Origin of the sequence: Alistipes sp. Marseille-P5061 (genome assembly GCF_900290115.1) — a bacterium.
Classification (GTDB): Bacteria; Bacteroidota; Bacteroidia; order Bacteroidales; family Rikenellaceae; genus Alistipes; species Alistipes excrementigallinarum.
Genome location: NZ_LT985749.1, coordinates 456,381 through 479,729 on the forward strand (window position 1 = coordinate 456,381; position 23,349 = coordinate 479,729).

General features: G+C 64.1%; 18 protein-coding genes, 3 tRNA genes and 1 pseudogene. 12 read left to right on the forward strand and 10 right to left on the reverse strand.

Going from position 1 to position 23,349, the window contains the following annotated elements; translation table 11 throughout:
- Positions 1-313: 313 nt before the first annotated feature.
- Positions 314-727 (forward strand): hypothetical protein, encoded by a 414-nt coding sequence (locus C8267_RS05775; RefSeq protein ID WP_087361692.1) that lies wholly within the window; start codon positions 314-316, stop codon positions 725-727.
- 573 nt (positions 728-1,300) lie between these two features.
- Here C8267_RS05775 and gap read toward each other — a convergent pair.
- The 4 genes from gap to C8267_RS05795 form a co-directional block, all read right to left on the reverse strand.
- Positions 1,301-2,317 (reverse strand): type I glyceraldehyde-3-phosphate dehydrogenase, encoded by a 1,017-nt coding sequence (gene gap, locus C8267_RS05780; protein ID WP_087361693.1) that lies wholly within the window; start codon positions 2,315-2,317, stop codon positions 1,301-1,303.
- A gap of 373 nt (positions 2,318-2,690) precedes the next feature.
- Positions 2,691-3,446 carry an ABC transporter ATP-binding protein gene (locus tag C8267_RS05785; RefSeq protein WP_087361694.1) on the reverse strand — a complete coding sequence of 252 codons (756 nt, stop codon included), beginning with the start codon at positions 3,444-3,446 and terminating at the stop codon, positions 2,691-2,693.
- Positions 3,443-4,186 (reverse strand): MlaE family ABC transporter permease, encoded by a 744-nt coding sequence (locus tag C8267_RS05790; RefSeq protein ID WP_106633993.1) that lies wholly within the window; start codon positions 4,184-4,186, stop codon positions 3,443-3,445. Before C8267_RS05790 ends, C8267_RS05785 begins: the two co-directional genes overlap by 4 nt.
- Before the next feature lie 225 nt (positions 4,187-4,411).
- Entirely contained in the window at positions 4,412-4,819 is a 408-nt protein-coding gene (locus C8267_RS05795) for a DUF4834 family protein (protein WP_087361724.1), read from the reverse strand.
- A gap of 220 nt (positions 4,820-5,039) precedes the next feature.
- Between C8267_RS05795 and purB the strand changes: the two genes are divergently transcribed.
- The 3 genes from purB to C8267_RS05810 all read left to right on the forward strand — a co-directional run bounded on the left by purB (position 5,040) and on the right by C8267_RS05810 (position 9,832).
- Positions 5,040-6,386: an adenylosuccinate lyase gene (purB, locus tag C8267_RS05800; RefSeq protein ID WP_087361696.1), complete on the forward strand. Its 1,347-nt coding sequence runs from the start codon at positions 5,040-5,042 to the stop codon at positions 6,384-6,386.
- Positions 6,387-7,258: 872 nt separating this feature from the next.
- Entirely contained in the window at positions 7,259-8,878 is a 1,620-nt protein-coding gene (locus C8267_RS05805; protein WP_106633994.1) for a hypothetical protein, read from the forward strand.
- A gap of 276 nt (positions 8,879-9,154) precedes the next feature.
- Positions 9,155-9,832: a nitroreductase family protein gene (locus tag C8267_RS05810; RefSeq protein ID WP_087361698.1), complete on the forward strand. Its 678-nt coding sequence runs from the start codon at positions 9,155-9,157 to the stop codon at positions 9,830-9,832.
- A gap of 474 nt (positions 9,833-10,306) precedes the next feature.
- On the opposite strand, the gene C8267_RS05815 is transcribed toward C8267_RS05810, so the two are convergent.
- The 3 genes from C8267_RS05815 to C8267_RS05825 form a co-directional block, all read right to left on the reverse strand.
- Positions 10,307-10,384 (reverse strand) — tRNA-Val (locus C8267_RS05815).
- Between the two features lie 98 nt (positions 10,385-10,482).
- Positions 10,483-10,557, reverse strand: a tRNA-Val gene (locus C8267_RS05820).
- Positions 10,558-10,676: 119 nt separating this feature from the next.
- Positions 10,677-10,753: transfer RNA gene (locus tag C8267_RS05825), tRNA-Asn, on the reverse strand.
- 123 nt (positions 10,754-10,876) lie between these two features.
- Between C8267_RS05825 and C8267_RS05830 the strand changes: the two genes are divergently transcribed.
- The 4 genes and pseudogenes from C8267_RS05830 (at position 10,877) to C8267_RS11030 (ending at position 14,897) form a co-directional block, all read left to right on the forward strand.
- A complete protein-coding gene (locus tag C8267_RS05830) occupies positions 10,877-11,959 on the forward strand; it encodes a DUF1573 domain-containing protein (RefSeq protein WP_106633995.1) in 1,083 nt (360 codons plus the stop codon).
- A gap of 23 nt (positions 11,960-11,982) precedes the next feature.
- Complete coding sequence (locus C8267_RS05835; protein WP_106633996.1) at positions 11,983-12,867, forward strand: sulfide/dihydroorotate dehydrogenase-like FAD/NAD-binding protein; 885 nt, start codon at positions 11,983-11,985, stop codon at positions 12,865-12,867.
- A gap of 29 nt (positions 12,868-12,896) precedes the next feature.
- Positions 12,897-14,279, forward strand: a pseudogene (gene gltA, locus C8267_RS05840) (NADPH-dependent glutamate synthase); the annotation flags it as partial.
- A 330-nt stretch (positions 14,280-14,609) separates the two neighbouring features.
- A complete protein-coding gene (locus tag C8267_RS11030) occupies positions 14,610-14,897 on the forward strand; it encodes a lipocalin family protein (RefSeq protein ID WP_262494567.1) in 288 nt (95 codons plus the stop codon).
- Positions 14,898-15,070: 173 nt separating this feature from the next.
- Here C8267_RS11030 and C8267_RS05845 read toward each other — a convergent pair whose 3' ends face one another.
- Both C8267_RS05845 and C8267_RS05850 read right to left on the reverse strand, forming a co-directional pair.
- Positions 15,071-16,102: a glycosyltransferase family 9 protein gene (locus tag C8267_RS05845; RefSeq protein ID WP_234025706.1), complete on the reverse strand. Its 1,032-nt coding sequence runs from the start codon at positions 16,100-16,102 to the stop codon at positions 15,071-15,073.
- Entirely contained in the window at positions 16,089-16,691 is a 603-nt protein-coding gene (locus tag C8267_RS05850; protein WP_106633997.1) for a DUF4254 domain-containing protein, read from the reverse strand. The genes C8267_RS05845 and C8267_RS05850 overlap by 14 nt, the downstream gene beginning before the upstream one ends.
- An 83-nt stretch (positions 16,692-16,774) precedes the next feature.
- Here C8267_RS05850 and C8267_RS05855 point away from each other — a divergent pair, with 83 nt between their 5' ends.
- From C8267_RS05855 to C8267_RS05870, 4 genes are all read left to right on the forward strand, one after another.
- Positions 16,775-17,785: a glucosaminidase domain-containing protein gene (locus tag C8267_RS05855; RefSeq protein ID WP_106633998.1), complete on the forward strand. Its 1,011-nt coding sequence runs from the start codon at positions 16,775-16,777 to the stop codon at positions 17,783-17,785.
- A gap of 18 nt (positions 17,786-17,803) precedes the next feature.
- Complete coding sequence (locus C8267_RS05860; protein WP_087361706.1) at positions 17,804-18,490, forward strand: hypothetical protein; 687 nt, start codon at positions 17,804-17,806, stop codon at positions 18,488-18,490.
- A 164-nt stretch (positions 18,491-18,654) separates the two neighbouring features.
- Entirely contained in the window at positions 18,655-20,691 is a 2,037-nt protein-coding gene (locus C8267_RS05865; RefSeq protein ID WP_234025721.1) for a S9 family peptidase, read from the forward strand.
- A gap of 2 nt (positions 20,692-20,693) precedes the next feature.
- On the forward strand, positions 20,694-21,239 hold the full coding sequence (locus C8267_RS05870; RefSeq protein WP_106634000.1) for a methylated-DNA--[protein]-cysteine S-methyltransferase: 546 nt from the start codon (positions 20,694-20,696) through the stop codon (positions 21,237-21,239).
- Between the two features lie 3 nt (positions 21,240-21,242).
- Here the strand turns inward: C8267_RS05870 and C8267_RS05875 are convergent, their stop codons facing one another.
- Complete coding sequence (locus tag C8267_RS05875; protein ID WP_158699728.1) at positions 21,243-23,105, reverse strand: S41 family peptidase; 1,863 nt, start codon at positions 23,103-23,105, stop codon at positions 21,243-21,245.
- Positions 23,106-23,349 lie beyond the last annotated feature (244 nt).

Here is a 23,349-nt window from a genome sequence, read left to right on the forward strand (position 1 = left end):
GAGCAAAACGGCCCGCCAACCCTTTCCGGCAGCCTCGGCAGGGTTTCCGATGGGCTCCGATGGGTCTCCGATGGAACTCCGGTGGGGCTCCGGTGGTCGGAGGGTGGAAGCAGGATGGGGCTTTGGCGCTCCCGGGCCGGAGTTTGGCGGGACAGCGGACGGCCGGAACGCCGGAACGCTGGAACAGCGGACGGCCGGGAAGCCGGGAAGCCGGGAAGCCGGGAAGCCGGAACACCGGGCAAAAATCTTATGCGAGCAGGAATTTTTGCGTTTGCCTTTTCGTATCTTTGTTCCCGGAATAAGAACTGCAAGGATGGCAACGGAAAAAGGGTATCGAATCGAGGTGAGCAGCCCCTACGAGGAGTGGTGGCGCTACAACGTGGAACTCATGTGCGGCTGTTTCGGCCCGGCGGGCAACCGCATCGGATTCACGACGGCCGAGTCGCGCGTGGCCGACGTGGGGAGCAACCTCACGACGCCCCCCTCCGGCATAACGCCCGACCGCCGGGCGGTGCTCGAGGCCCCGGTCTGCGACCATCTGCTGCTCTACATCTACATCATCCCCCACACGCTGCCCGCAAGCAACGACATCGAGGCCACGAAGCCCTTTCCGCTCGACCTGCTCATCGAGTGCAACGGGAAGCGACTGCTGAAGGAGCGCCGCACCATCAATCAGTGGTCGGGAGCCTCCATCGAGCTGAAGGTCTCGGCCGCCGGAGTGGAGTAACCATACGGAGAGGGCATCGGCCCCTGCCGGGCTATAACGGGCTATAACGGGCCACGCCGGGTCTGTCGGTTCGGGGCTTTTGCGCCGCACGCTACCCTTCCGGGCAGAGCAAGCCCCCATTCGTCCGCTGCGCCCCGGCTAACCATTCCGTCCCGCCTCTCCACATTCAGCGCGGTGCCGTATCCAACGCATCCATCCCACCCATCCCACACGCACACCCTGCCCGGCACCTGCCGAAACGGGCACAAAAAATAAGACGCCGCATCGCAGCGACTTCGCTCACTATCGACCTCGAAAACCCGTCCGCACCTGCCGAAACGGACACAAAAAAAGAGGCGCGCATCCGCCGCGCTCCACACATCCCATCCACAGCCAGGGAACTCCGCTCCTGCCAAACCCGTCTGCCCCCCTGCACCGGCACAAAAAAAGAAACCCGGCATCCGCCTCCCCTCTCCACCCACTCCCGCCAACGCCCTCCAACAACCTTCGAAGCCACCTATGCCCTTCCGCGCAGGCACAAAAAAAGGAGGCTCCGGTTCTCCGGAGCCTCCCGATTATCGAATCGGAGTTCGATTACTTGTTGTAGGCCTTCATGACCGAGATGAGGTCGAGCACCTTGTTCGAGTAACCCCACTCGTTGTCGTACCACGAAACGACCTTCACGAAGGTGTCGGTCAGAGCGATACCGGCAGCCTTGTCGAAAATCGAGGTGCGGGGGTCGCCCAGGAAGTCGGACGATACGACTGCATCCTCCGTGTAGCCCAGAACACCCTTCAGCTCGCCTTCCGAAGCCTCCTTCATGGCGGCGCAAATCTCCTCGTACTTGGCCGGCTTAGCCAGGTTGACCGTCAGGTCGACAACCGATACGTCGAGGGTCGGAACACGCATCGACATACCCGTCAACTTGCCGTTCAGCGAAGGAATAACCTTACCTACGGCCTTGGCGGCACCCGTCGACGAGGGGATGATGTTGCCCGAAGCGGCACGACCGCCACGCCAGTCCTTCATCGAGGGACCGTCTACGGTCTTCTGCGTTGCCGTGGTCGAGTGAACGGTGGTCATAAGACCGTCCGTGATACCGAACTTATCGTTGAGCACCTTGGCGATGGGAGCCAGGCAGTTCGTGGTGCAGGAAGCGTTCGAAACAATCTTCTGGCCTGCGTACGTGTCGGTGTTCACACCGCATACGAACATCGGGGTAGCGTCCTTCGAAGGAGCCGACATTACGACGTACTTGGCACCGGCTGCAAGGTGAGCCTTGGCCTTCTCCTCGGTCAGGAACAGACCGGTCGACTCTACTACGTACTCGGCACCTACCTCGTTCCACTTCAGGTTTGCGGGGTCCTTCTCTGCGGTGACGCGGATGGCGTGGCCGTTGACAATCAGCAGGCTCTTCTCGACGTCAGCCTCGATGGTGCCCTTGAACTGGCCGTGCATCGTATCGTACTTGAGCATGTAAGCCAGGTAGTCTACCGGGCAGAGGTCGTTGATGCCGACAATCTCATACTTGTCGGTCTGCGTGCAGGCAGCACGGAAAACCATACGACCGATACGACCGAAGCCGTTGATACCAATCTTAATCTGAGACATAGTTTTTTGATTTATTGGTTAATAACTGAAAACATCCTTTATTTTCCGAGCGCAAAATTACACACTTTGGCAAAATTACGCAAATAAAAATCATTTTTTTTGGTCCCTCGGCCGGCGGCCGGTCGCCTGCGGGGAGCACCTCAACCGGCTATCGGCCGCACACGCGACCTCCGGCAGCCGGCAATCGGTCCCACAACCGCCCTCCGGCAACCGACAACCGGCTTCACTTGCACTCTCCGGCAGCCGGCTGTCACCCCGCAACGGCCGCTGCGGACCGTCCCGGCGGGGCCAGCGAGCGGACAGACGCCCGCGGGGAGCGCATCCACGCCTCAACGGGACGCACGCTCTCCCCCTCCCCGTTTCGCGGCCCGCCTCAGCGTGCCGCCTCCTTGGCCCGCTTGGCCATGGCCGAGGCGAAGACGAAGTCGTTGAGTTCGCGGTTGTCGGCCTGGAGAATCTCATCCTTGGTCCCCTCCCACCACTTGCGTCCTTCGTGGATGTATACAATTTTCTCGCCGATTTCCATCACCGAGTTCATGTCGTGCGTATTGATGATGGTGGTGATGTTGTATTCGCGCGTGATTTCGTGAATCAGGTTGTCGATGACAATCGAGGTCTGGGGGTCGAGGCCCGAGTTGGGCTCGTCGCAAAAGAGGTAGCGGGGGTTGAGCACGATGGCGCGGGCGATGGCCACGCGTTTGATCATGCCGCCCGAGAGCTCGGCCGGGTAGAGGCGGTTGGCATCCTCGAGCCGCACGCGCTGCAGGCAGAAGTTCACCCGCTCGAGCTTCTCGCGCTCGGACTGCTCGGTGAAGAGGTCGAGCGGCAGCTTGACGTTCTCCTCGACCGTCGAGGAGTCGAGCAGCGCCCCGCCCTGGAAAATCATGCCGATGTCCTTGCGGATGCGCTTGCGCTCGCGGAAGCCCAGCTGCGTGAAGTTCACGTCGTCGTACCACACGGAGCCCGAATCGACCTCGTGCAGCCCCACCAGGCTCTTGAGCAGCACGGTCTTGCCCGAGCCGCTGCGCCCGATGATGAGGTTGGTGCGGCCCGTCTCGAACTCGACCGTGATGTCGTCGAGCACCGTCCGGCCGTCGAACGTCTTGGTGATGTGGTCGGCGCGTATCATATCAGCAGAATCTGCGTAAGAATCAGGTTGAATATCATGATGACCACCGAGCTCACGACCACGGCGCGCGTCGAGGCGGCGCCCACCTCGAGCGAGTTGCCCTTGGCGTAGTAGCCGTAGAAGGCCGAGACGGAGGTGATGATGTAGGCGAAGACGGTCGTCTTGATGAGCGAGTAGACAATCGAGTAGGGCTTGAAGTCGAGCAGCAGGCCCTCGATGTAGTCGTCGGGAATCATGATGCCCGTCGCCCAGGCAATCATCCATCCGCCCGCCACGCCGATGCCGATGCTCAGAATCGTCAGGAAGGGGAAGAAGAGGACCGCCGCCACGATTTTGGGCAGGATGAGGTACGAGGCCGAGTTGACGCCCATGATTTCCAGCGCGTCAATCTGTTCGGTGATGCGCATCGTGCCGATTTCCGAAGCGATGCTCGACCCCACCTTGCCCGAGAGGATGAGCGCCACGACCGTCGACGAGAATTCGAGAATCATCGTCTCGCGTGTGGCGTAGCCGATGAGCGACTGCGGGATGAAGGGCGAGTCAAGGTTGATGCACATCTGCAGCGTGATGACCGCGCCGATGAAGACTGAGATGATGGCCGTCAGACCGATGGAGTTCAACCCCAGCGCCTCCATTTCGTAGATGATGCGCCGGCGGTAGATGGCGGCCTTCTCCGGGCGGGAGAAGACCTTGCCCATCAGCTGGAAGTAGCGGCCTATATATTCGAAGAGCTGCAACAAGGGGCTATCGATTTTGAATGAATGAATCCGATGGCGCAAAGGTACGAAATTATCGGGCAAGTGCCCAACAAATCCGGCCGAAGATTTGCCTCGGGAGGCGCAATCGCCGCCGCACGGACCCAGCCGGCGGCTTCGCAACGGAGCGTTGCTCCAGTCCTCCGCCCCGCAGCAGGGCGGAGGTCAGCCCCGGCGCGCCGAAGCCTCGTACGCCGCCTACGCGACTGCCTATGCGCGCGGCCCCTTCGTCTCCTCGAACTCCACGTAGTCGCCCACGTCCTCGGAGACCCGCTTCTCGGGCGTTTCGCTCGTGCGGTAGACCTTCACCTCGCCCTCCTGCTGCCGGCTGCTCCCCTCGGTACGGGCTCCGCGCCCGCTGCCGTAACCGGCGCCGAAGCCGCCCGCACCGAACTGCTCCTCCATCTGACGCTGCACCCGGCGGATGCGCCATCTGAAGAGAAGCGACACCAGGAAGACAAGCACCAGAAAGCCCAGCACGAGGTAGAGCACAAAGAGGGCGATGCCCTTCAGAAGAGCGGGCGCCGTGAGTGCCAGCACCACGACAATGAGCGTGAAAATCGGGTTGCGCCGCACGAATTCGGCCAGCGCGTCTATGATTGCGGTCAGAAATCCCATCGTTTCGAAATATAAGTTCTTCAACCCTACAAAGGTAGGAAAATTATGCGTAATTCAATTAAATGTCGTAAATTTGGTGCCGGAAATCGGGCTGCGCCGCCCGCAGGCCGGCACCTCCGTACAAGCGGCCGTGCATCGGCTTCCTCAGGCGGCGGCCGCCGCCCCGCGGCCCGGACGCCCGAAACGACATCGCCGAAAACCAAAAAAACAACAGATACCCATGCTCAACAAACTCACTGCCATTTCGCCCATCGACGGCCGCTACCGTAATGTAACGGAAAAACTGGCCGATTATTTTTCGGAGCAGGCACTCATCCGGTACCGCATCCGCGTCGAGGTGGAGTACTTCATCGCGCTGTGCGAGCTTCCGCTGCCGCAGCTTGCGGAGATTGACCACACGAAGTTCGACGCGCTGCGCGCCCTCTACCGCGACTTCTCGCCGGCCGACGCCGAGCGCGTGAAGGAGATTGAGGCGGTCACCAACCACGACGTCAAGGCCGTCGAGTACATCCTCAAGGAGAAGATGGATGCGCTGGGTCTGGAGCGCTACAAGGAGTTCGTCCACTTCGGCCTCACCTCGCAGGACATCAACAATACGGCTATTCCCCTCTCGCTCAAGGAGGCGCTCGCCGGGGTCTACTACCCCGCCATCGAGGAGGTGCGCGACAAGCTCGCCGCCATGGCCCAGGAGTGGCACGCCGTGCCGATGCTGGCCCGCACCCACGGACAGCCCGCCTCGCCGACGACGCTGGGCAAGGAGTTCATGGTCTACGTCGAGCGGCTCGAGAAGCAGCTCGCCATGCTGCACGACATCGCCGTGCCGGCCAAGTTCGGCGGCGCGACGGGCAACTTCAACGCCCACCATGCGGCCTACCCCGACTACGACTGGGTCGCCTTCGCCAACCGCTTCGTGGGCGAGAAGCTCGGGCTGAGCCGCTCGCAGTACACCACCCAGATTGAGCACTACGACAACCTGGCGGCCATCTTCGACAACCTCAAGCGCATCGACACCATCCTGACGGACCTCTGCCGCGACATGTGGATGTACATCTCGGAGGAGTACTTCAAGCAGCAGATTAAGGCCGGCGAGGTGGGTTCGAGCGCCATGCCCCACAAGGTCAACCCCATCGACTTCGAGAACGCCGAGGGCAACTTCGGCATCGCCGGAGCCATCTACGCCCACCTCTCGGGCAAGCTCCCCGTCTCGCGTCTGCAGCGCGACCTGACCGACTCGACCGTGCTGCGCAACATCGGCGTGCCGATGGGCCACACCATCATCGCCCTGCGTTCGCTCATGAAGGGTCTCAACAAGGTCATCCTCAACCGCGAGGCGCTCGAGCGCGACCTGGAGAACAACTGGGCGGTCGTAGCCGAGGGCATCCAGACCATTCTGCGCCGCGAAGGCTACCCGAAGCCCTACGAGGCGCTCAAGGCCCTCACGCGCACCAACACCCACATCACGCGGGAGTCGATTGCCGCCTTCATCGACGCACTCGACGTGCGCGAGGAGGTCAAGCGCGAACTGCGTGCCCTCACACCGATGACCTACACGGGCGTATTCCATTAGCCCAGAGGCGCGGCCAGGAGCGGAGGGTTCCGCAATAGGCGCCGCAGACCGAATGATGAAGCGAAGAGCCGCCGACGGAGCCGATTCCGCCGGCGGCTCTCTTTTGGCATGCGCTTTGCCTCTTACCGAAGCAACTGCGGAGCAGCAACCGCAGCGAGGTTTCTTCATTTATTTAAGTTTGGGTTAGTAGTTTTCAGAAGGGAAACCTTCGGGGACGGCAGGCAGTCGCGACGACTCCCTGCCGTCTTTTTTTATCGGGCTGCGGCTTGTCGGACAGCAACCCTCGGGAACCGGTCTCAACGGCGCAACGCCGCCGGGCGCACGCCGACTCCGGATACCCCCGCTCCGCCCGGAAACGGCAGCTGCCGGAAGACCGTCCCGAAAAAAGCACCCGGACACGAGGCCGGGAACACACCCGGCAAACCGGTCTGAAAAGCACAGCCGACAACACGGCCCCGGGAAAAGCCCTTCAGTCCATTGCTCCGCGGGGCGCATTCGTCGTCCACAGGGGCGCATTCGCACCCGCAGCCCCCTCCGCACCCGGAAAATGCGGCGCACGCATCGGGTTTTGCACGCGATTTGCACCCACTCTTCACGACTGCGGCTTAAGCAACCGCAGAGAGGTTTCTTCATTTATTAAGTTTGGGTTAGTAGTTTTCAGAAGGGAAACCTTCGGGGACGGCAGGCAGTCGTGAAGACTCCCTGCCGCCTTTTTTCGTGCCGACAGGTGCCGACAGGTGCCGAACGGCCCTGGAGGCGGCTGGCGGGCCGAAACAGAAAAACCGCACCCGAAAAATTTGCTTTTTCATTGTAAAACAGCTACCTTGCTTTTGTTAACCAACAACCCAAAACCCAATTAACCCCTCATCACCATGAAAAAAATCCTCTTTTCGCTCCTGGGCAGAGCCCTGCTGCTGGTGTCGCTGACCGCATTGGCTTCGTGCAACGACGACAAGACCGAACCGTCGGGCGGAACCCCCTCCGTCGCCATCGGCGAAATCACCCCTCAGAGCGACCGGCTCACCTTCGCGCTCACGCTCCGCGATGCCGAGAAGGCCTTCTACCTCTGTCTTCCCGCAACCGAATCGGCACCTTCGGCCGAGACGCTCGCGGCTCAGGGCATCCCCGTGAGCCAGTCCCAGACGGTGACCGTCGACGGGCTCCTGCCTGAAACCGCCTATACCATCTCGGCCGTCGCCATGCAGGGCGACCGCCTCGGTTCGGTCGCCACAGCCTCGGCCACGACGGCGCCCTCCGACGCGGAGCCCGCCGTGAAGCTGACGCCCGGCGAGGCGACGACCACGAGCCTCTCCTTCTCGCTCGAGATGCAGGATTGTGCCCGCGCCGCCTACCTGCTCATCGCCAACCCCAAGCAGGGGCAGACGCCCGACGCCGAGGAGATTCTCCGGAGCGGCACAACGGTCGAGAGCGACGGCACGCACACGGTCAACGAGCTCACCCCCGCCACCACGTACCTCATTGCGGCCGTCGGCGAAAAGGATTCGAAACGCTCCGAGGTGGTCACCATCGAGATGACCACGGGGTTCGATGCCTCGGCTCCCGCCACCTTCGACCGTCAGGTAGCCGGCTTCTACTACGGCGTACCGGCCGGCTACAACTACGCCGAGTACTACGTCGTCCTCTCCGAAGGCGAGGCGACCGAACAGGAGGGCATCTACACCACTACCGGTGCAGGCCGTACGCTGAGCATCGACCTCTACTACTTCGAGCCGCTCTCGGGCGACCCCGCAATCACGCAGGGCGCCTACAAATATGCCACGAGCAAGAGCCTGCGCACCTTCGACCCCGAGAAGACCCGCGGCACCGTCAATGACGGCAAGGGCGGCATCCGCCAAATCGAGTTCAAGGACGGTACGATTGACGTCCGCCTCTCGGGCAGCACCTACACCATCACCGCCTCGCTGGTCACCACCGACGGCGAGGAGTTCACGGGCAGCTACACCGGTCCGCTGACGCTCGAAAACCGCGAGGAGGAGCAGGAGCAGAACCTCCCGCCGCTCGAGAAGGAGCTCACCGGCATGTCGTTCGTGCGCGCCATCGCCAAGTACTACAACAACGACGAGACGACCGACCAGTGCACCGTCGAACTCTACGACGTCGAACCCGGCGGTTCGGACGGCTACTACTACCTGCTCGACGCCGGCCACAAGCTCTCGGTGGACTTCCTGGTCGCCACGGGTGACGACGCACAGATTGTCGAGGGAACCTACACCGTCGCCGACACCAACGCGGCGCTGACGCTCATACCGGGCTACGAGGAGAGCTTCCTGGACTCGACCATGCCGCTGGGTACCTATTGCGAAGAGTACTCCGAAGAGCGGGTCTCGACCTATGGCTTCGCCAGCTCGGGAACGGTCACCGTGACCCGCACGGGCGACACCTACAGTTTCGACGTCAAGCTCAAGACGAGCAAGGGCTACCGCATCGAGGGCACCTACGAGGGTGCGATTGAGATGTACGACAAGCGCTGACCCCGCGGCTGAAAGGCCGTAGCCGCCCCCGGAGGGGCACGCCGCCTCCGGTCGTAGCGCACGGCACGACAGCCTCCCGCCGGGTATAAACGCCGCACGGCGGCTCCGCAACAGGCGGGGCCGCCGTTTTTCCGTGCGGCCCGGTCATGCAGTCCGGGGCAGCGGCGGAAGAGAAGAGACAGGGGGTGCGGCATGCGTAACAGGAAGCGACAGCTGCATCGGGTCCGGAAATAATTCCGTACCTTTGCAACCGAAGACAACCAATACACGAAGACCATGGCAGACAACTATCTGGGCCGCAAGATGGAGGAGTACTTCGCACGGCAGAACGGCGGCACGGCCGCCCGCAGACCAGTGGTGACGCTCGGCCGCCTGCTGCTGAAGAACCGCAGCCACCGGGGCTATGACTCCGGCTTTCTGGTTCGCGAGGACCAGCTGCGCCGCATCATCGAGGTCAACACCCGCATCCCCTCGGCCCGCAACCAGCAGGTGCTGCGCTTCCGTCCCGTGCTGAGCGACGAGGCGCCGCGCGTGCTGCCGCACATCCGTCTGGGCGGTGCGCTGCCCGAACTCCACCTGCCGCTGCCCGGCACGGAGCCCAACGCCTTCATCATCTGCTGCTCGACGCAGGCCGAGAGCCGCTACGTCGACATCGACCTGGGCATCTCGGCCCAGAGCATGCTGCTGCAGGCCGTCGAGCTGGGGCTCAACGGCATCTGCATCGGGGCCTTCGACCGGGAGGCGATTCGCCGCGAGTTCGCTCTTGAGTGGGAGCCGCTGCTCATTCTGGCCATCGGGCGGGGCATCGAGCACATCGAGCTGACCCCCATCGACTCCGACGGCGACCGCCGCTACTACCGCCGCGACGGGGTGCACTACGTTCCCAAGCTCACGCTCGAGGCGCTGCTCATCGACCCGCACCGCACCGAGGCCGCCGAAGAGCACGAAGAGTAAGCGGCGTAGAAGAGAGCGAGGGACGAGCGATACCGAAGATGCTGGAGCCGCGGAAGGAGCAAAGCATGCAGCAGGCGGCAAGGGAAGATGGACGGAGTCGGCTGTCCGCAGCGGCGCGCACACGATAACACGATAACGGCAGCAGTGCGCCCGGAGCTCCGCCGTGGCGCACCCGGAGACCCGCCCGCCGCCTCGTTCCGCACCAACCGACCCGCACTGGCCGGCCCGGCCCAATCCGCCTCGTCCCGACCCGGCCCGCACCGACCGACCCAGCCGGCACCGACCACACCGACCCGCACCGTCCACCTCGACCCGCACCGTCCACCTCGACCGGCACCGTCCACCTCGACCGGCCCGACCCGCACCGACCACACCGACCCGTACCGACCCGCACCGACCACCTCGTCCCGCACCGACCGACCCGACCCGAAAACAAAAAAAGACGTTTGAGAAATCTCAAACGTCTTCGTTCGTTGGTGGGAGCTGAGGGATTCGAACCCCCGACCCTCTGCTTGTAAGGCAGACGCTCTGAACCAGCTGAGCTAAGCTCCCGAAAGGCTTTCCACAAAGGGAAAGCGGCGAAATATGTGGACGACCTCATCACAAGGTCGATAAAAAAACCACCCTCATGCGACGGATGGTGTTTTTCGTGGGAGCTGAGGGATTCGAACCCCCGACCCTCTGCTTGTAAGGCAGACGCTCTGAACCAGCTGAGCTAAGCTCCCCTAAGAATGGCTTGGGACTGCAAAGGCATCTCTTTCCGAAGCGGAAGAACTCTCCCGGTATCTCCGTTTCGCCACCCATGCAGGCGTTTGTGAAAGAACCCTACGCAACCCTCGCGCATTGGCGCCTGAACAAGGACTTGAACCTAGGACCCCATGATTAACAGTCATGTGCTCTAACCAACTGAGCTATTCAGGCATTTCAAAACGTTGTTTCTTCGTTTCGGTGTGCAAATATAGAGCGAATTTTCTTTCCTGCAAAATTTTTTATGATTTTTTTTGCAAAAAACATATCTTTGCAAACGGACCAAAACGCCCGGAAATGGCACTCAGGAGATTTACACTGCTTATACTCTTTGCGTTATGCTCGGCGCTGGCCTCGGCTCAGTCGCAGCTTGCATTTTCGCCCGCCGAGTGGGACTTCGGCACCATCCGCGAGGCCGACGGACCGGTGAGCCACACCTTCACGGGGGAGAACACCGGCCGACAGCCGCTCGTCATCCTCGACGTGGTGACCTCGTGCGGCTGTACGGTGCCCGAATTCTCGCGCCAGCCGATTCTCCCCGGCGCCAAGGTCTCCGTCGGCGTACGCTTCGACCCGGCGAACCGGCCCGGCACCTTCTCGAAGGAGCTGAGCGTCTACTCGACCGAGCGCCGGAAGGTGGCCGTGCTCCGCATCCGGGGCACCGTGCTGCCGCGCGAACGGAGCGTCGAAGAGCGCTATCCGCTCGATGCCGGCAGCGGCATCCGCCTCAACACGGGGCTCTGCGCCTTCGCCTATGTCTATCAGGGGCGGCGCGTGGAGTCGACCGTCAGCATCGTCAACACTGCGCCGAAGAGCGTGACGCTCGAGCTGGTGCCCGAGGAGCGGAGCGGCCTGCTGAGCGTCGAGGCTCCGCAGCGGCTCGCCCCGGGCGAAGAGGGGGTAATCACCCTTGCATACACCATTCCGTCGGCGCAGCCCCGCTACGGCACGCTGCGCGACGTGCTGGGCATCCGCATCGACGGCCGCACCTCGCGCATCCCGCTCGTGGTGCATGGCATCGGCGTGGACCTGCCCCAAAAATATGCCCCGGGCAAGACCGGGCCGCGGGCGCAGCTCGAGAAGAACACGCTCAAGTTCGACGTCGTACGCCACGGCAGCGGCCCCGTGCGGCGGCCGGTCGTGCTTACGAACGGAGGCGACGCCCCGCTCGTGGTGCGCTGCGTCGAGTCGGAGCAGGGCTTCACCTGGCAGCTCCGCCCCGGAGAGCGCATCGCCCCGGGCGAGAGCCTCCGCACGGAGGTCACCTTCGACCCCGCCGGAGCGGATTACGGCGTACGGGTGGGCCACCTCATGCTCATCACCAACGACCCCGTGCGGCCGATGCGCAAGCTGCGCGTGACGGCCATCATCCAGGAGTGACACAAACCCATACTTTATAGATAATGTATCCCATTCTTGAAAAGAGCGAACTGGCGGAGCACATCTTCCGCATGAAAATCCAGGCTCCGCGCATCGCACACGCGGCGCTGCCCGGACAGTTCGTCATTGTCCGCACCGACGAGTTCGGCGAACGCATCCCGCTTACCATCGCCGGCTACGATGCCGCCGAGGGGAGCGTCACCCTCGTGATTCAGGCCATCGGCGCCTCGACGCGCAAAATCTGCGAGCACAACGCCGGCGACTCGCTCGTCGACGTGGCCGGACCGCTGGGACGCCCCTCGGAGTTCGTCCACCTCTCCCCCGAGGAGCTGCGCGGACGACGCTACCTCTTCGTGGCGGGCGGCGTCGGCACGGCACCGGTCTACCCCCAGGTCAAGTGGCTGCACGAGCACGGCGCCCTGACCGACGTCATCATCGGCGCCAAGACGGCGCGGATGCTCATCTACACGGAGGTCATGCGCTCCGTGGCGACGAACCTCTTCATCGCCACCGACGACGGCTCGGAGGGCTTCCACGGCATGGTCACCCAGCAGTTGGAGGAGCTCATCGAGAAGCAAGGACGCCAATACGACGAGTGCGTGGCCATCGGGCCGATGATTATGATGAAGTTCGTCGCCCTGGCCACCCGCAAATACAACCTGAAGACCACCGTGTCGCTCAACACGCTGATGGTCGACGGCACGGGCATGTGCGGCGCCTGCCGCGTGACGGTGGGCGGACACACGCGCTTCACCTGCGTCGACGGGCCCGAGTTCGACGGCCACGAGGTGGACTTCGACGAGGCCATGCGCCGTCAGGGCATGTACCGCAGCGAGGAGGCGCGCGCTGCCGCCATCCTCGCCGAGCGCGAAGCGGGCCACAAGTGCCGCATCGGACTCGACAAGTAGTGCGCCGCAACGTCTAAAGAGAGAACCACATGGCCAACAACCGAATACCCCGCGTACCCGTACGCGAACAGGACCCGCAGGTGCGGGCCACCAATTTCGACGAGGTCTGCTACGGCTACAACGCCGAGGAGGCGATGCTCGAGGCGTCGCGCTGCCTGCACTGCCGCAATCCGCGCTGCGTGACGGCCTGCCCCGTCAACATCGACATTCCCGACTTCATCGCCGCGCTGCACGCCGGCGAATTCCGCCGTGCGGCCGACATCATCGCCCGCGACAGCTCGCTGCCCTCCATCTGCGGCCGCGTATGCCCTCAGGAGACGCAGTGCGAGGGCTCCTGCATCCTGGGCATCAAGTCCGAGCCGGTAGCCATCGGCAAACTCGAGCGCTTCGTCGGCGACTGGAAGCTTGACCACGCCGACGAGGAGCCGCTCCGCACGCCGCAGCGCAACGGCCACCGCGTGGCCGTCATCGGCAGCGGCCCGGCAGGCCTGGCCTGCGCCAGCGACCTGGCCAAGGCGGGCTACGAGGTGAAAATCTTCGAGGCGCTCCACAAGGCGGGCGGCGTGCTGGTGTACGGCATTCCGGAGTTCCGTCTGCCGAAGGAGCGCATCGTGGCGCGCGAAATCGCCGAGGTGAAGCGCCTGGGCGTCGAAATCGAGACCGACGTGATTGTGGGCCGCACGCTCACCATCGACTCGCTGCTCGGCGAGGAGGGCTACGACGCCGTCTTCATCGGCTCGGGGGCCGGCCTGCCCCGCTTCATGGGCATTCCGGGCGAGAATCTCAACGGCGTGGTCTCGGCCAACGAGTTCCTCACGCGCACCAATCTGATGAAGGCCTACAGCGAGCAGTACGACACGCCGATTTACGTGGGCAGGCGCGTGGTGGTCGTGGGCGGCGGCAACGTGGCGATGGATGCCGTGCGCACGGCCAAACGTCTGGGCGCCGAGGCGACCATCGTCTACCGCCGTTCGGAGAAGGAGCTGCCGGCCCGCAGCGAGGAGGTGCACCACGCCCGCGAGGAGGGCATCCTCTTCCGCATGCTGACCAACCCGGTCGAGGTGCTTGCCGACGAGAAGGGCTGGGTGCGCGGCGTGCGCTGCGTGGAGATGGAGCTGGGCGAGCCCGACGAGAGCGGACGCCGCTCGCCGGTCGTGAAGCCCGGGTCGGAGTTCGACATTGCGTGCGACGTGGTGGTCATGGCGCTGGGCACCTCGCCCAACCCGCTGCTGGCCGCCACCACCGCCGGGCTGGAGACCACGCGCCGGGGCTGCATCGCGGCCGACGAGCAGGGTGCCACCTCGCGCGAAGGGGTCTTTGCCGGAGGTGATGCCGTGACGGGCGCCGCCACGGTCATCCTCGCCATGGGCGCCGGACGCAAGGCGGCGAAGGCTATCGACGCATACATCAGGGGGCCGCGAGGCAAAACAGGAGCCGGCAACCCAAACGGCACGGCAATGAAACGGATGAAACGGATGCTTGCCGCAACGGGCCTGCTGCTCCTCACGACGGCATGCGGCTCGGGAACCACCACCCGTCTTTCGGGCACCATCGCCGAGGTCGGCGACCGCCGCATCGTCGTTCAGCCGGCGACGGGCGAAGAGCCGCGCACCTTCACGACCGACCTTGACGCCGCGGATGCCGCACGGGCGCTGCTCCCCGGAGCCCCCGTTGCCGTGGAGTATCACGGCAGCTACTGCGACGGCATCGAGGCCACGCGCATCGAGACCGACACCACCTACATGGAGGCTGTCGGACGATGGACCGTGCCCGACCCGATTGCCCCCGATTCGGTGATGGGCATCGAACTGCAGTGCGGAGGAGAAGCCCGCTCGCTCCGCATGGCGACGCTTAGCTACCGCGGCTGGACGCTCACCGGCGAGCGGGGCCGGATTCTGCTTCTGGGCGAGAGCATCGGCAACGGGCAGACAATCCCCTTCTCCGAAAAGGGGCTCATCGCCCGCGGTGCCGACGGACGGCTCACGCTCGTGGTCGATGGGAGCAACCTGCGCTACGTCAAGGAGGAGTAACCCTCCCGGCGGCAGCCACGAAAAAACGCCTTCCGGTCTGGCCGGAAGGCGTTTTTCTGTATCAGGATTGCAGCAGCTTCGCTCGCGGTACAAGCTCAGCCGCCGGTGTCATCATTGAGAGGGGAGAGCAGCCACCGGAGGCTCGGTTGCGTTTGTTTGCAGGACGGCCCCGCCTACTCGCCGGTGCGGTCCAGCATCGTGTCGACCCGCCGGGCAATCATCTGCGGCGTAATGGCCCGCAGGCAGCGGTAGTCACCCCACTTGCAGGGCTTCTTGCCGAAGACCGAGCAGGGACGGCAGGCGAGGTTGGCCTGCAGCACCCCTTCGGGCGGGGTGCCGTAGCCGAGGAACCCGAGCGAGGGGTGCGTGGCGCCCCAGACCGAGACCACGGGCGTGGCGGTGAGCGCCGCCAGGTGCATGACCAGCGAATCCATCGAGACAACGCAGTCGAGGTTGGCAATCAGGTCGCGCTCCTCGGCCAGACGCACCCGGCCCCAGAGCGCCGTGACGTTAGGATAGGCCCGCTCCATCTCGGCGGCGAACTCCGCCTCGGCGCCTCCGCCGCTGTGGATGAAGAGCCGCTCGCAGCGCGCCGCAAGCAGCCTCACCGCCTCACGGGCCAAATCCTCGGGATAGGTCTTGCCGCGCTGTGCCGAGAAGGGGGCGAAGCCGAGCCATACGCCCCGCTTTTCGCCCATGGGGTTGGGACGCGGCTGCCGCACGGCGGGCGTCGGGTCCGGGAAGTCGAAGCCCAGGCGCCGAATCACGTCGCAGTAGCGCAGAACGGTGTGGCGAAGCGGCGCGGCGCAGCTCTCGCCGCCGCTCTTCATGCGCATCCATTTGGCCAGGCGCCCCTTGCGGATGTGGGCCACGCGCACGCCGTGCAGCCACATCGAGAGGCGGAAGGCCTTCGAGCGCAGCACGCCGTGGACATCGGCCACGGCATCGACCCCCAGGCTCCGCGCACGGGCGGCCAGGCGCCACATGCCCCGCAGCGAGTGCTCGGCCCCCTTGGTGTCGACATCCAGGAAGTCGACGTCGAGCCCCTCGAAGAAGGGGCGGAAGAGGGGCCGCGTCGCCACGGTCACCTTCACGTCGGGACAGGCCGACTGGAAGGCCCGCAGCGCATGGGGCAGCATCGCCACGTCGCCCATGGCCGAGGTGCGCAGCACCAGCAGGTGGCCCGGCCGCTTACTTCTTGCCATAGAGCACGGGGTTGAGCGCCGGGTCGTTGTACATCTTCATCTGCTTGTAGGTCTTCATGTACTTGCGGCCCGCCTCGATATCCTCCAGCAGCTCCTCGATGGCCTTCGAGAGGTCCTTCTGCTGCGTGAGCAGCACGTCGAGCTTGCGGCGGCACGCCTCGCGGTGCGCCTCGTCGACATCCGTGCGCTCGGTCTCGCGCTCCATGTGGTAAATCTTCAGCGCCAGAATCGAGAGGCGGTCGATGGCCCACGCCGGCGTCTCGGTGTTGAGCCGTGCGTCGGGCAGCGGCTTGACGTCGCGGTACTTCTCCAGGAAATAGGAGTCGATGTACTCCACCATGTCGGTGCGCTCCTGGTTCGAGCGGTCGATGCGGCGCTTGAGCGCCAGCGCCTCCACCGGGTCGATGTCCGGGTTGCGGATGATGTCCTCGAGGTGCCACTGCACCGTGTCAATCCAGTTCTTGTGGTAGAGCAGATGGTCGAGCGTCGCAGGCTCGTAGGGATTCGAAATCGGATGGTCCACATCGTCGTGGAGGTGGTAGTCGGCAATGGCCCGGTTGAAAATCCGGTTGGCGTTCTCGGTAAACATAACGGTTGGTTGCGTATTGTTGGGTTTGAATTGTTAATTTCGGCGGAAAGTCCTATCTTTGTCTTCAAAGTTTAACAAAGATAATGAATATTTCCAGAAAAGCAATACTTGCGCTCATCATCCTCCTTGCGGCTGCACCCCTTGCGGCCCAGCAGCGCGCCACACGCCAGACGCTCGAGGAGTATGTCGACCGCTACAAGAGCATCGCCGTCGAACACATGGAGCGCTACGGAATCCCCGCCAGCATCACCATGGCGCAGGGCATCCTCGAATCCGACTCGGGCAACAGCTGGCTCTCGCTCCACTCGAACAACCACTTCGGCATCAAGTGCAAGCGCGACTGGAAGGGCGAAAAGGTCTACTACGACGACGATGCCAAGGGCGAATGCTTCCGCGCCTACCCCTCGGTCGAGGCGTCGTACCGCGACCACGCCGAATTCCTCGACACGCAGCCCCGCTACGACTCGCTCTTCGCCTATGCGCACGACGACTACCGCAGCTGGGCGCGGGGGCTCAAGGCCGCGGGCTACGCCACGGCGCCCGACTATGCGCAGCGGCTCATCCGCATCATCGAGGAGAACGAGCTCTACCTGCTCGACCGCACCGACGGTCTGCGGCTCTACGCCTCGCGCCACGGCGGCGCGAGCGACCCCGAGACCTGGTTCGCCGAGCAGAGCAGCGTCGAGCAGGTGGCCGAAGCGGTCACCGGCGGCATCGACCCCGACAACTACCGCGTGACCATCAACGCCCACAACGGCTACAACGTCTACGTCAACAACGGCGTGCACTACGTGCTGGCCAAGGAGAACGACACCTACGAGCATATCGGCAAACAGTTCCGGCTCTCGGCACGCAATCTGCGCAAGTTCAACGACGTGAAGCGGGGCGACCAGCCCATGACGGGCGAGGTGGTCTACATCGGCCGCAAGAAGCGGCGCTGGGAGGGCAACGCCCAGACGCACATCGCCCGCGAAGGCGAGACGGTCTACGCCGTGAGCCAGTCCTACGCCATCCGGATGCGCTCCATCGAGAAGCTCAACCGCATCTCGGCCGACACGCCCCTCGAAAAGGGACAGCAAATCAGAATCCGTTAAAAAAACGACATACGACCTATGGAAACCACACCCCTCCGTGCGAAGATACTCGAAACCGTCGTCGGTAAATCGAATCTCAAACAGAAGGTCTTCGACAACACCTTTGCGGCATTCAACCTGCTCAAGGACACGCTCTTCGAGCTGGCGGCCGAGATGGACGACGAACTGGACGGCAAGCTGGACCGCCGCACGCGGCTCGAATACCGCGACCGCGGCAAGTTCGAGGCGCAGCTGCAGATTGCCAGCGACCTGCTGATTTTCCAGATGCACTCCGACGTCTTCACCTTCGACGACAACCACCTCATCTGGCAGAACGCCTACGTGCAGGAGCACCGCGAGAATGCCTACTGCGGCGTCATCAACATTTACAACTTCCTGTCGGACTCCTTCAAGTTCAACCGCAACGCCGACGAAGGCTACCTCATCGGGCGCATCTTCATCAACCGCGAGAACTGCTACTTCGTCGAGGGCAAGCAGCAGTCGTCGCTGCGCGCCACGAACTTCGGCAAGGGCGAAATCAGCCGCGAGGCGCTGCTGGACATCCTCGAGGCGGCCATCTACTATGTGCTCAACTTCGACCTGCTGCTGCCTCCCTACGAGGACAACAAACGGGTGACCGTCGACCAGTTCAACACCAAGCTCGACAACTCGAAGTTCGTGACGGGCAAGCGCCTGGGCTACGACTTCAACGTCGACGACATCTGATGGCGGAGGGCCTGAGAGGCCTCCGCAGACCCGGACACGAGAAACATCGAACGAACACCACCACAACCATCTTGAAGAGACAACTCCTCCTGCTGGGCACCCTGCTGCTGCTTGCGGCCGGCGCCCGGGCACAAGACTACGAGGCCATCGCCCGGCTCAAGGCGATGAACGAGCGGGTGAACGGCCTCCGCTCGACGGCCGACGGCGAGCACTACACCGTCATCGAGGGCGACAACATCATGCGCTACGCCTATGCCGAGGCGACGCCGGGAGAGGCGCTGCTCCCCGCCTCGTCCGAGCGGTTCACCATCACCGACTACGAACTCTCGGCCGACGAGCGCAGCATCCTCATCGCTTCGGGACAGACGCCCATCTACCGCCACTCCTACACGTCGAGCTTCCTGCTCGCCGCCGACGGATGCATCCGCCCCGTGCTGAGCGACGCCACGCGGCCGCGCGACGCCTCCTTCTCGCCCGACGGGCAGTCGATTGCCTACTCGTCCGAGAACGACCTCTACGTCCACGACCTCACAAGCGGCCGCACGCGCCGCATCACCGACGACGGCCGCTGGAACGAGGTCATCAACGGCACGACCGACTGGGTCTACGAGGAGGAGTTCGGCTTCACGAAGGCCTACGCCTTCTCGCCCGACAGCCGCCGCATCGCCTACCTGCGCTTCGACGAGAGCCGCGTGCCGCTCATGGAGATGATGCGCTACGACGGCCGGCTCTACAACGAGGCCTACACCTTCAAGTATCCCAAGGCCGGCGAGCGCAACTCCGAGGTCGAGCTGTGGCTCTGCGACCTTACAACCGGGGCCAAGCGGCGCATCGACACGGGCGCCGAGCGCGACCAGTACATCCCGCGCATCGGCTGGACGCCGGGCGGCAAGCTCTGGTTCATGCGGCTCAACCGGCAGCAGAACACCTTCGAGGTGATTCTCTGCGAGGAGAACGGCGCACAGCGCACCATCTACGAGGAGCGTTCCGAGCAGTATGTCGAGCGCGTCGACGACCGCACGGTGACCTTCATCGACAAGGACCGCTTCCTGGTGCGCCAGGAGAGCCACACGGGCTACATGCACCTCTACCTCTACAGCATCCGCCGGGGTCCCCTCGCCCAGGTGACCCGGGGGGCGTGGGAGGTGACCGAGCTGGTGGGCGTTGCCGACGGCCGCGTCTACTACCTCTCGAGCGAGGGGTCGCCGCTGCGCCGCAACCTCTACCGCGTGGCGCTCGACGGCAGCCGCAAGGAGCGTCTGACCCACGGCGAGGGATACTACACGATTGACCCCAGCGCCGGCATGAAGTACTACATCGCCACCTTCTCCAACGCCACGACCCCCAACCGCGTCGAGGTCTGCACGTCGGACGGCACGACGGTCCGCACGCTTGCCACAAGCGCGCAGCTCGCCCACGAGCTGCAGGCGACGCAGCGCCCCGCGAAGGAGTTCTTCACCTTCGTTACGGAGCGGGGCGACACGCTCAACGCCTACATGGTCAAGCCGCGCGACTTCGACCCCGCGAAGCGCTACCCCGTGCTGCTGACCCAGTACTCGGGCCCCGGCTCGCAGCAGGTGCTCGACCGCTGGTCGCTCGACTGGGAGGATGCGCTGGTCGATGCCGGCTACATCGTCGCCTGCACCGACGGACGCGGCACGGGATGCCGCGGCGAGGCCTTCAGAAAGCGTACCTACGGCCGGCTGGGCGCCCTCGAGGTCGAGGACCAGCTCTCGTTCGCCCGCTATCTGGGAGGGCTTGCATACATCGACCCGGCACGCATCGGCATCTACGGCTGGTCCTACGGCGGATTCATGGCGCTGGGCTGCGCGCTGAAGGGCCACGGGCTCTTCCGGATGGCCATTGCCGTGGCTCCGGTCACCTCGTGGCGCTACTACGACACCATCTATACGGAAATCTACAACGGACTGCCCCAGTTCAACGCCCGGGGCTACGACGACAACTCGCCGCTCAACTTCGCACGGATGCTCGACGACAAGCGGACGCGGCTGCTCATCATCCACGGCACGGCCGACGACAACGTCCACTTCCAGAACTCGATGGAGATGGCGCGGGCGCTCAACCGGGCCGGCAAGCGCTACGACATGATGGTCTATCCCGACCAGAACCACTCGATGCTGCCCGACGATACGCACAACGTCCGTCAGAAGATGGTCGACTACACGCTCAAGCACCTTTGACGATGGAGGAGGCGCAGCTGCTCTACGTGACGACGCTCGTGGCGGAGCTCGGCATCACGGCCACGCCGCGGGCCGTGACCTCGGTCTTCTTCCGGGCGCAGCCCCCGACAGCCGCCAGCGGAGCACGTGAGGTGACGCGCGGCGAGGCGCAGAGGCTGCTGCGCGAGGCGGCCGACCAGCTGGAGGAGTACTTCGCCGGGCTGAGGCGACGCTTCACCCTGCCGCTCGAACTGCGAGGAACCCCCTTTCAGCGCGCCGTCTGGGAGGCCGTCGGACGGATTCCCTACGGCGAGGTACGCAGCTACGCCCGAATCGCCGCCGAAATCGGCCGGCCGGGAGCCTGCCGCGCAGTCGGGATGGCCAACCACCGCAATCCGGCCGTACTCCTCATCCCCTGCCACCGCGTGGTCGGCAGCGACGGTTCGCTGACGGGCTATGCGGGCGGCGTGGAGGCCAAACGCCTCCTGCTGGAGCTGGAGCGGAACTACAAGTGCGATACGGAGCCGGAGGCGGCTTCGTCGAATGTGTCGAAAGAGACTCTTTTCTGAAACTTACTCCCCGTCAAACAGATTCAGGGCCGTATGCAGCGTACGGTCATACCCCTCCATGCAGTCACAGGCATAGAGCGGAACGATACGGTCGGGCACGACACCCTGCGCATGGTGCGGCTCGCCCTCCATGCCGCGCATGCGCATGCCGGTCATCGAGAAGGGGAAGAGCGGGAGGGCGAACTGCGTCATGTCGCCCGTGGTTCCGGCGGTCGTCTGACCGACAATCCCGCCCAGACGGTAATGGCGCACCATCAGAAGGATGGTCTCGCCCCAGCTGACCGTAGAGGCATCGCAGAGGAAGAGGGCGGGAAGCGCCACATGCGGCGCCCGCGCCCGAAGCAGCTCCGTGCCGATGCGCCACGAGATGCCCTGCCGGAAGGGGTAGCGATGGACGGGCACCTCCGTCGCCGGAGCAGCCGCATCCACGGCAATCAGATGGGCCAGAACAGCCTCGAAGCGCACCGACGGAAGGCCGCGCAGGTCGAAGCAGAGCCCGCGCAGGTCGGGCGTCAGCGCCTCGAGGAAGCGCTTCTCGTCCAACTCGGGTGAAGTGGCATCGACGTAGAGAATTCCATTCCCGCAGCGTACGAGCGGCTTTCGGCCGTGCACTCCCGTCGGAGCCTCCTGAAGCTGCGCCGGAAGCGTATCCAGACGCACCACACCGGCCGGGTCACTGCTGCCGAGAAGGAACTGAGTGCCGTATACAGGCGCGGCGAAGAGCTCGCGCTCCGCCAACCGGTCGCGGTGCCCGGCCGTCGCGGCGCACGTCACCGCCCGGCAGCGCTCCATGCGCTCCATGGCGGGCCGGCCGTCGATGGTGTGCAGCATGCGCCAGGGCTGCGCCGAGTCGGTTTCCAAACGGACAAGCAGCGTATCGTTCACCAGCCGAGCCTCGGCCGCAGCATAGAATTCGGGCAGATAGGTAGACTGAAGGTCGGAGAGCGCCATGTCTCGCCGCACGAAGAGGTGGCCGTCCTTCACCGGATGGAAGAGGCGGCACAGCAGCTCGCGCCACTCGAGAATCGTCTCGAAACGCTCCACGCGCTCCATCGAGAGCGCCTCCTGCAGGAAGGGCTCCAGACGGCGCTCCCAGTCGAGCGAATCCTCCTCGTAGTAGGGATAAAAGTGGCGGATGATGTTCCAGCGGACCGTCACGTCGGCCACACGCACCGCCGGGTCCGAGAGCAGCCCAAAGACGAAGCTGCGCCGGCGGGAGAGGCCCGACTCGGCACTCCGGTGGCTGTCCCAGCTGCGCCTGGCCTCGGAGAGCAGACGGCGCGTCGCCGCCGCATCGAAAGCCTCGCGGGGCAGGGCATGCTGGATGTGGAGGACGCGCCCTCCGAAGAGCCGGTAGGCGTAGTAGCGCCGGGCCACGGGCGCCGCGACAGAGTCCCGGCCCACGCGAACGAGCCTTTTATAATAAGGTATGTAATCGGCAAGACCCGGAATGAAGAGCCGCGCGATGAAGGGAATATGAAGCTCCCCGGAGCCGCTGTAGAGATAATAGGAGGCGGGAGCATCCGCTGCGTGCGCCGCCGATGCGGCGTCCGAAGCCAACGTATCCGCCAATACGGCCTCCGAGGCTGCATCCTCGGGCGCCGGGGCGGGGACGTCCGAGAAAAAGAGGGTCGGGGCAAGCGGTCGGAATACCTGCTCCAAAGGCTGCGACCCGGCCCTTGAGGCGAGCAGTGCGCAGACCTTCATCCAGTCGCTCTCCGACCAACGCTGCGTATAGGGATTGGGCGAGAAGTAGCGGACGATGCCGTACGCACGGGCGAACTCGGCATACCGGGAGACATCCCCGGCACGTACGACGCCGACACAGGCAACCAGACTGCACGCCAGCAGAAGAAATTTTTTCATCATAAGCCGATTGGTCAAAAGGGACTGCAGCGGATGCCTTGCGACAGAAGCCCGACCGTCCGCATCCCCATCCGAAATACAAATATAATGTTTTTAACCAAAGAGCAAGTGTGTCCGAACCTCCACGCCTCTTCCTACGGCCCGTTCAGGTCCAGAATCTTCTCCGGAAGTTCGTCCATATCCGGTCATACTCCGTCTCCGCCTATCAGGCAGTTCGGCCGTTCGCAGGCGGGGACAAAATAAG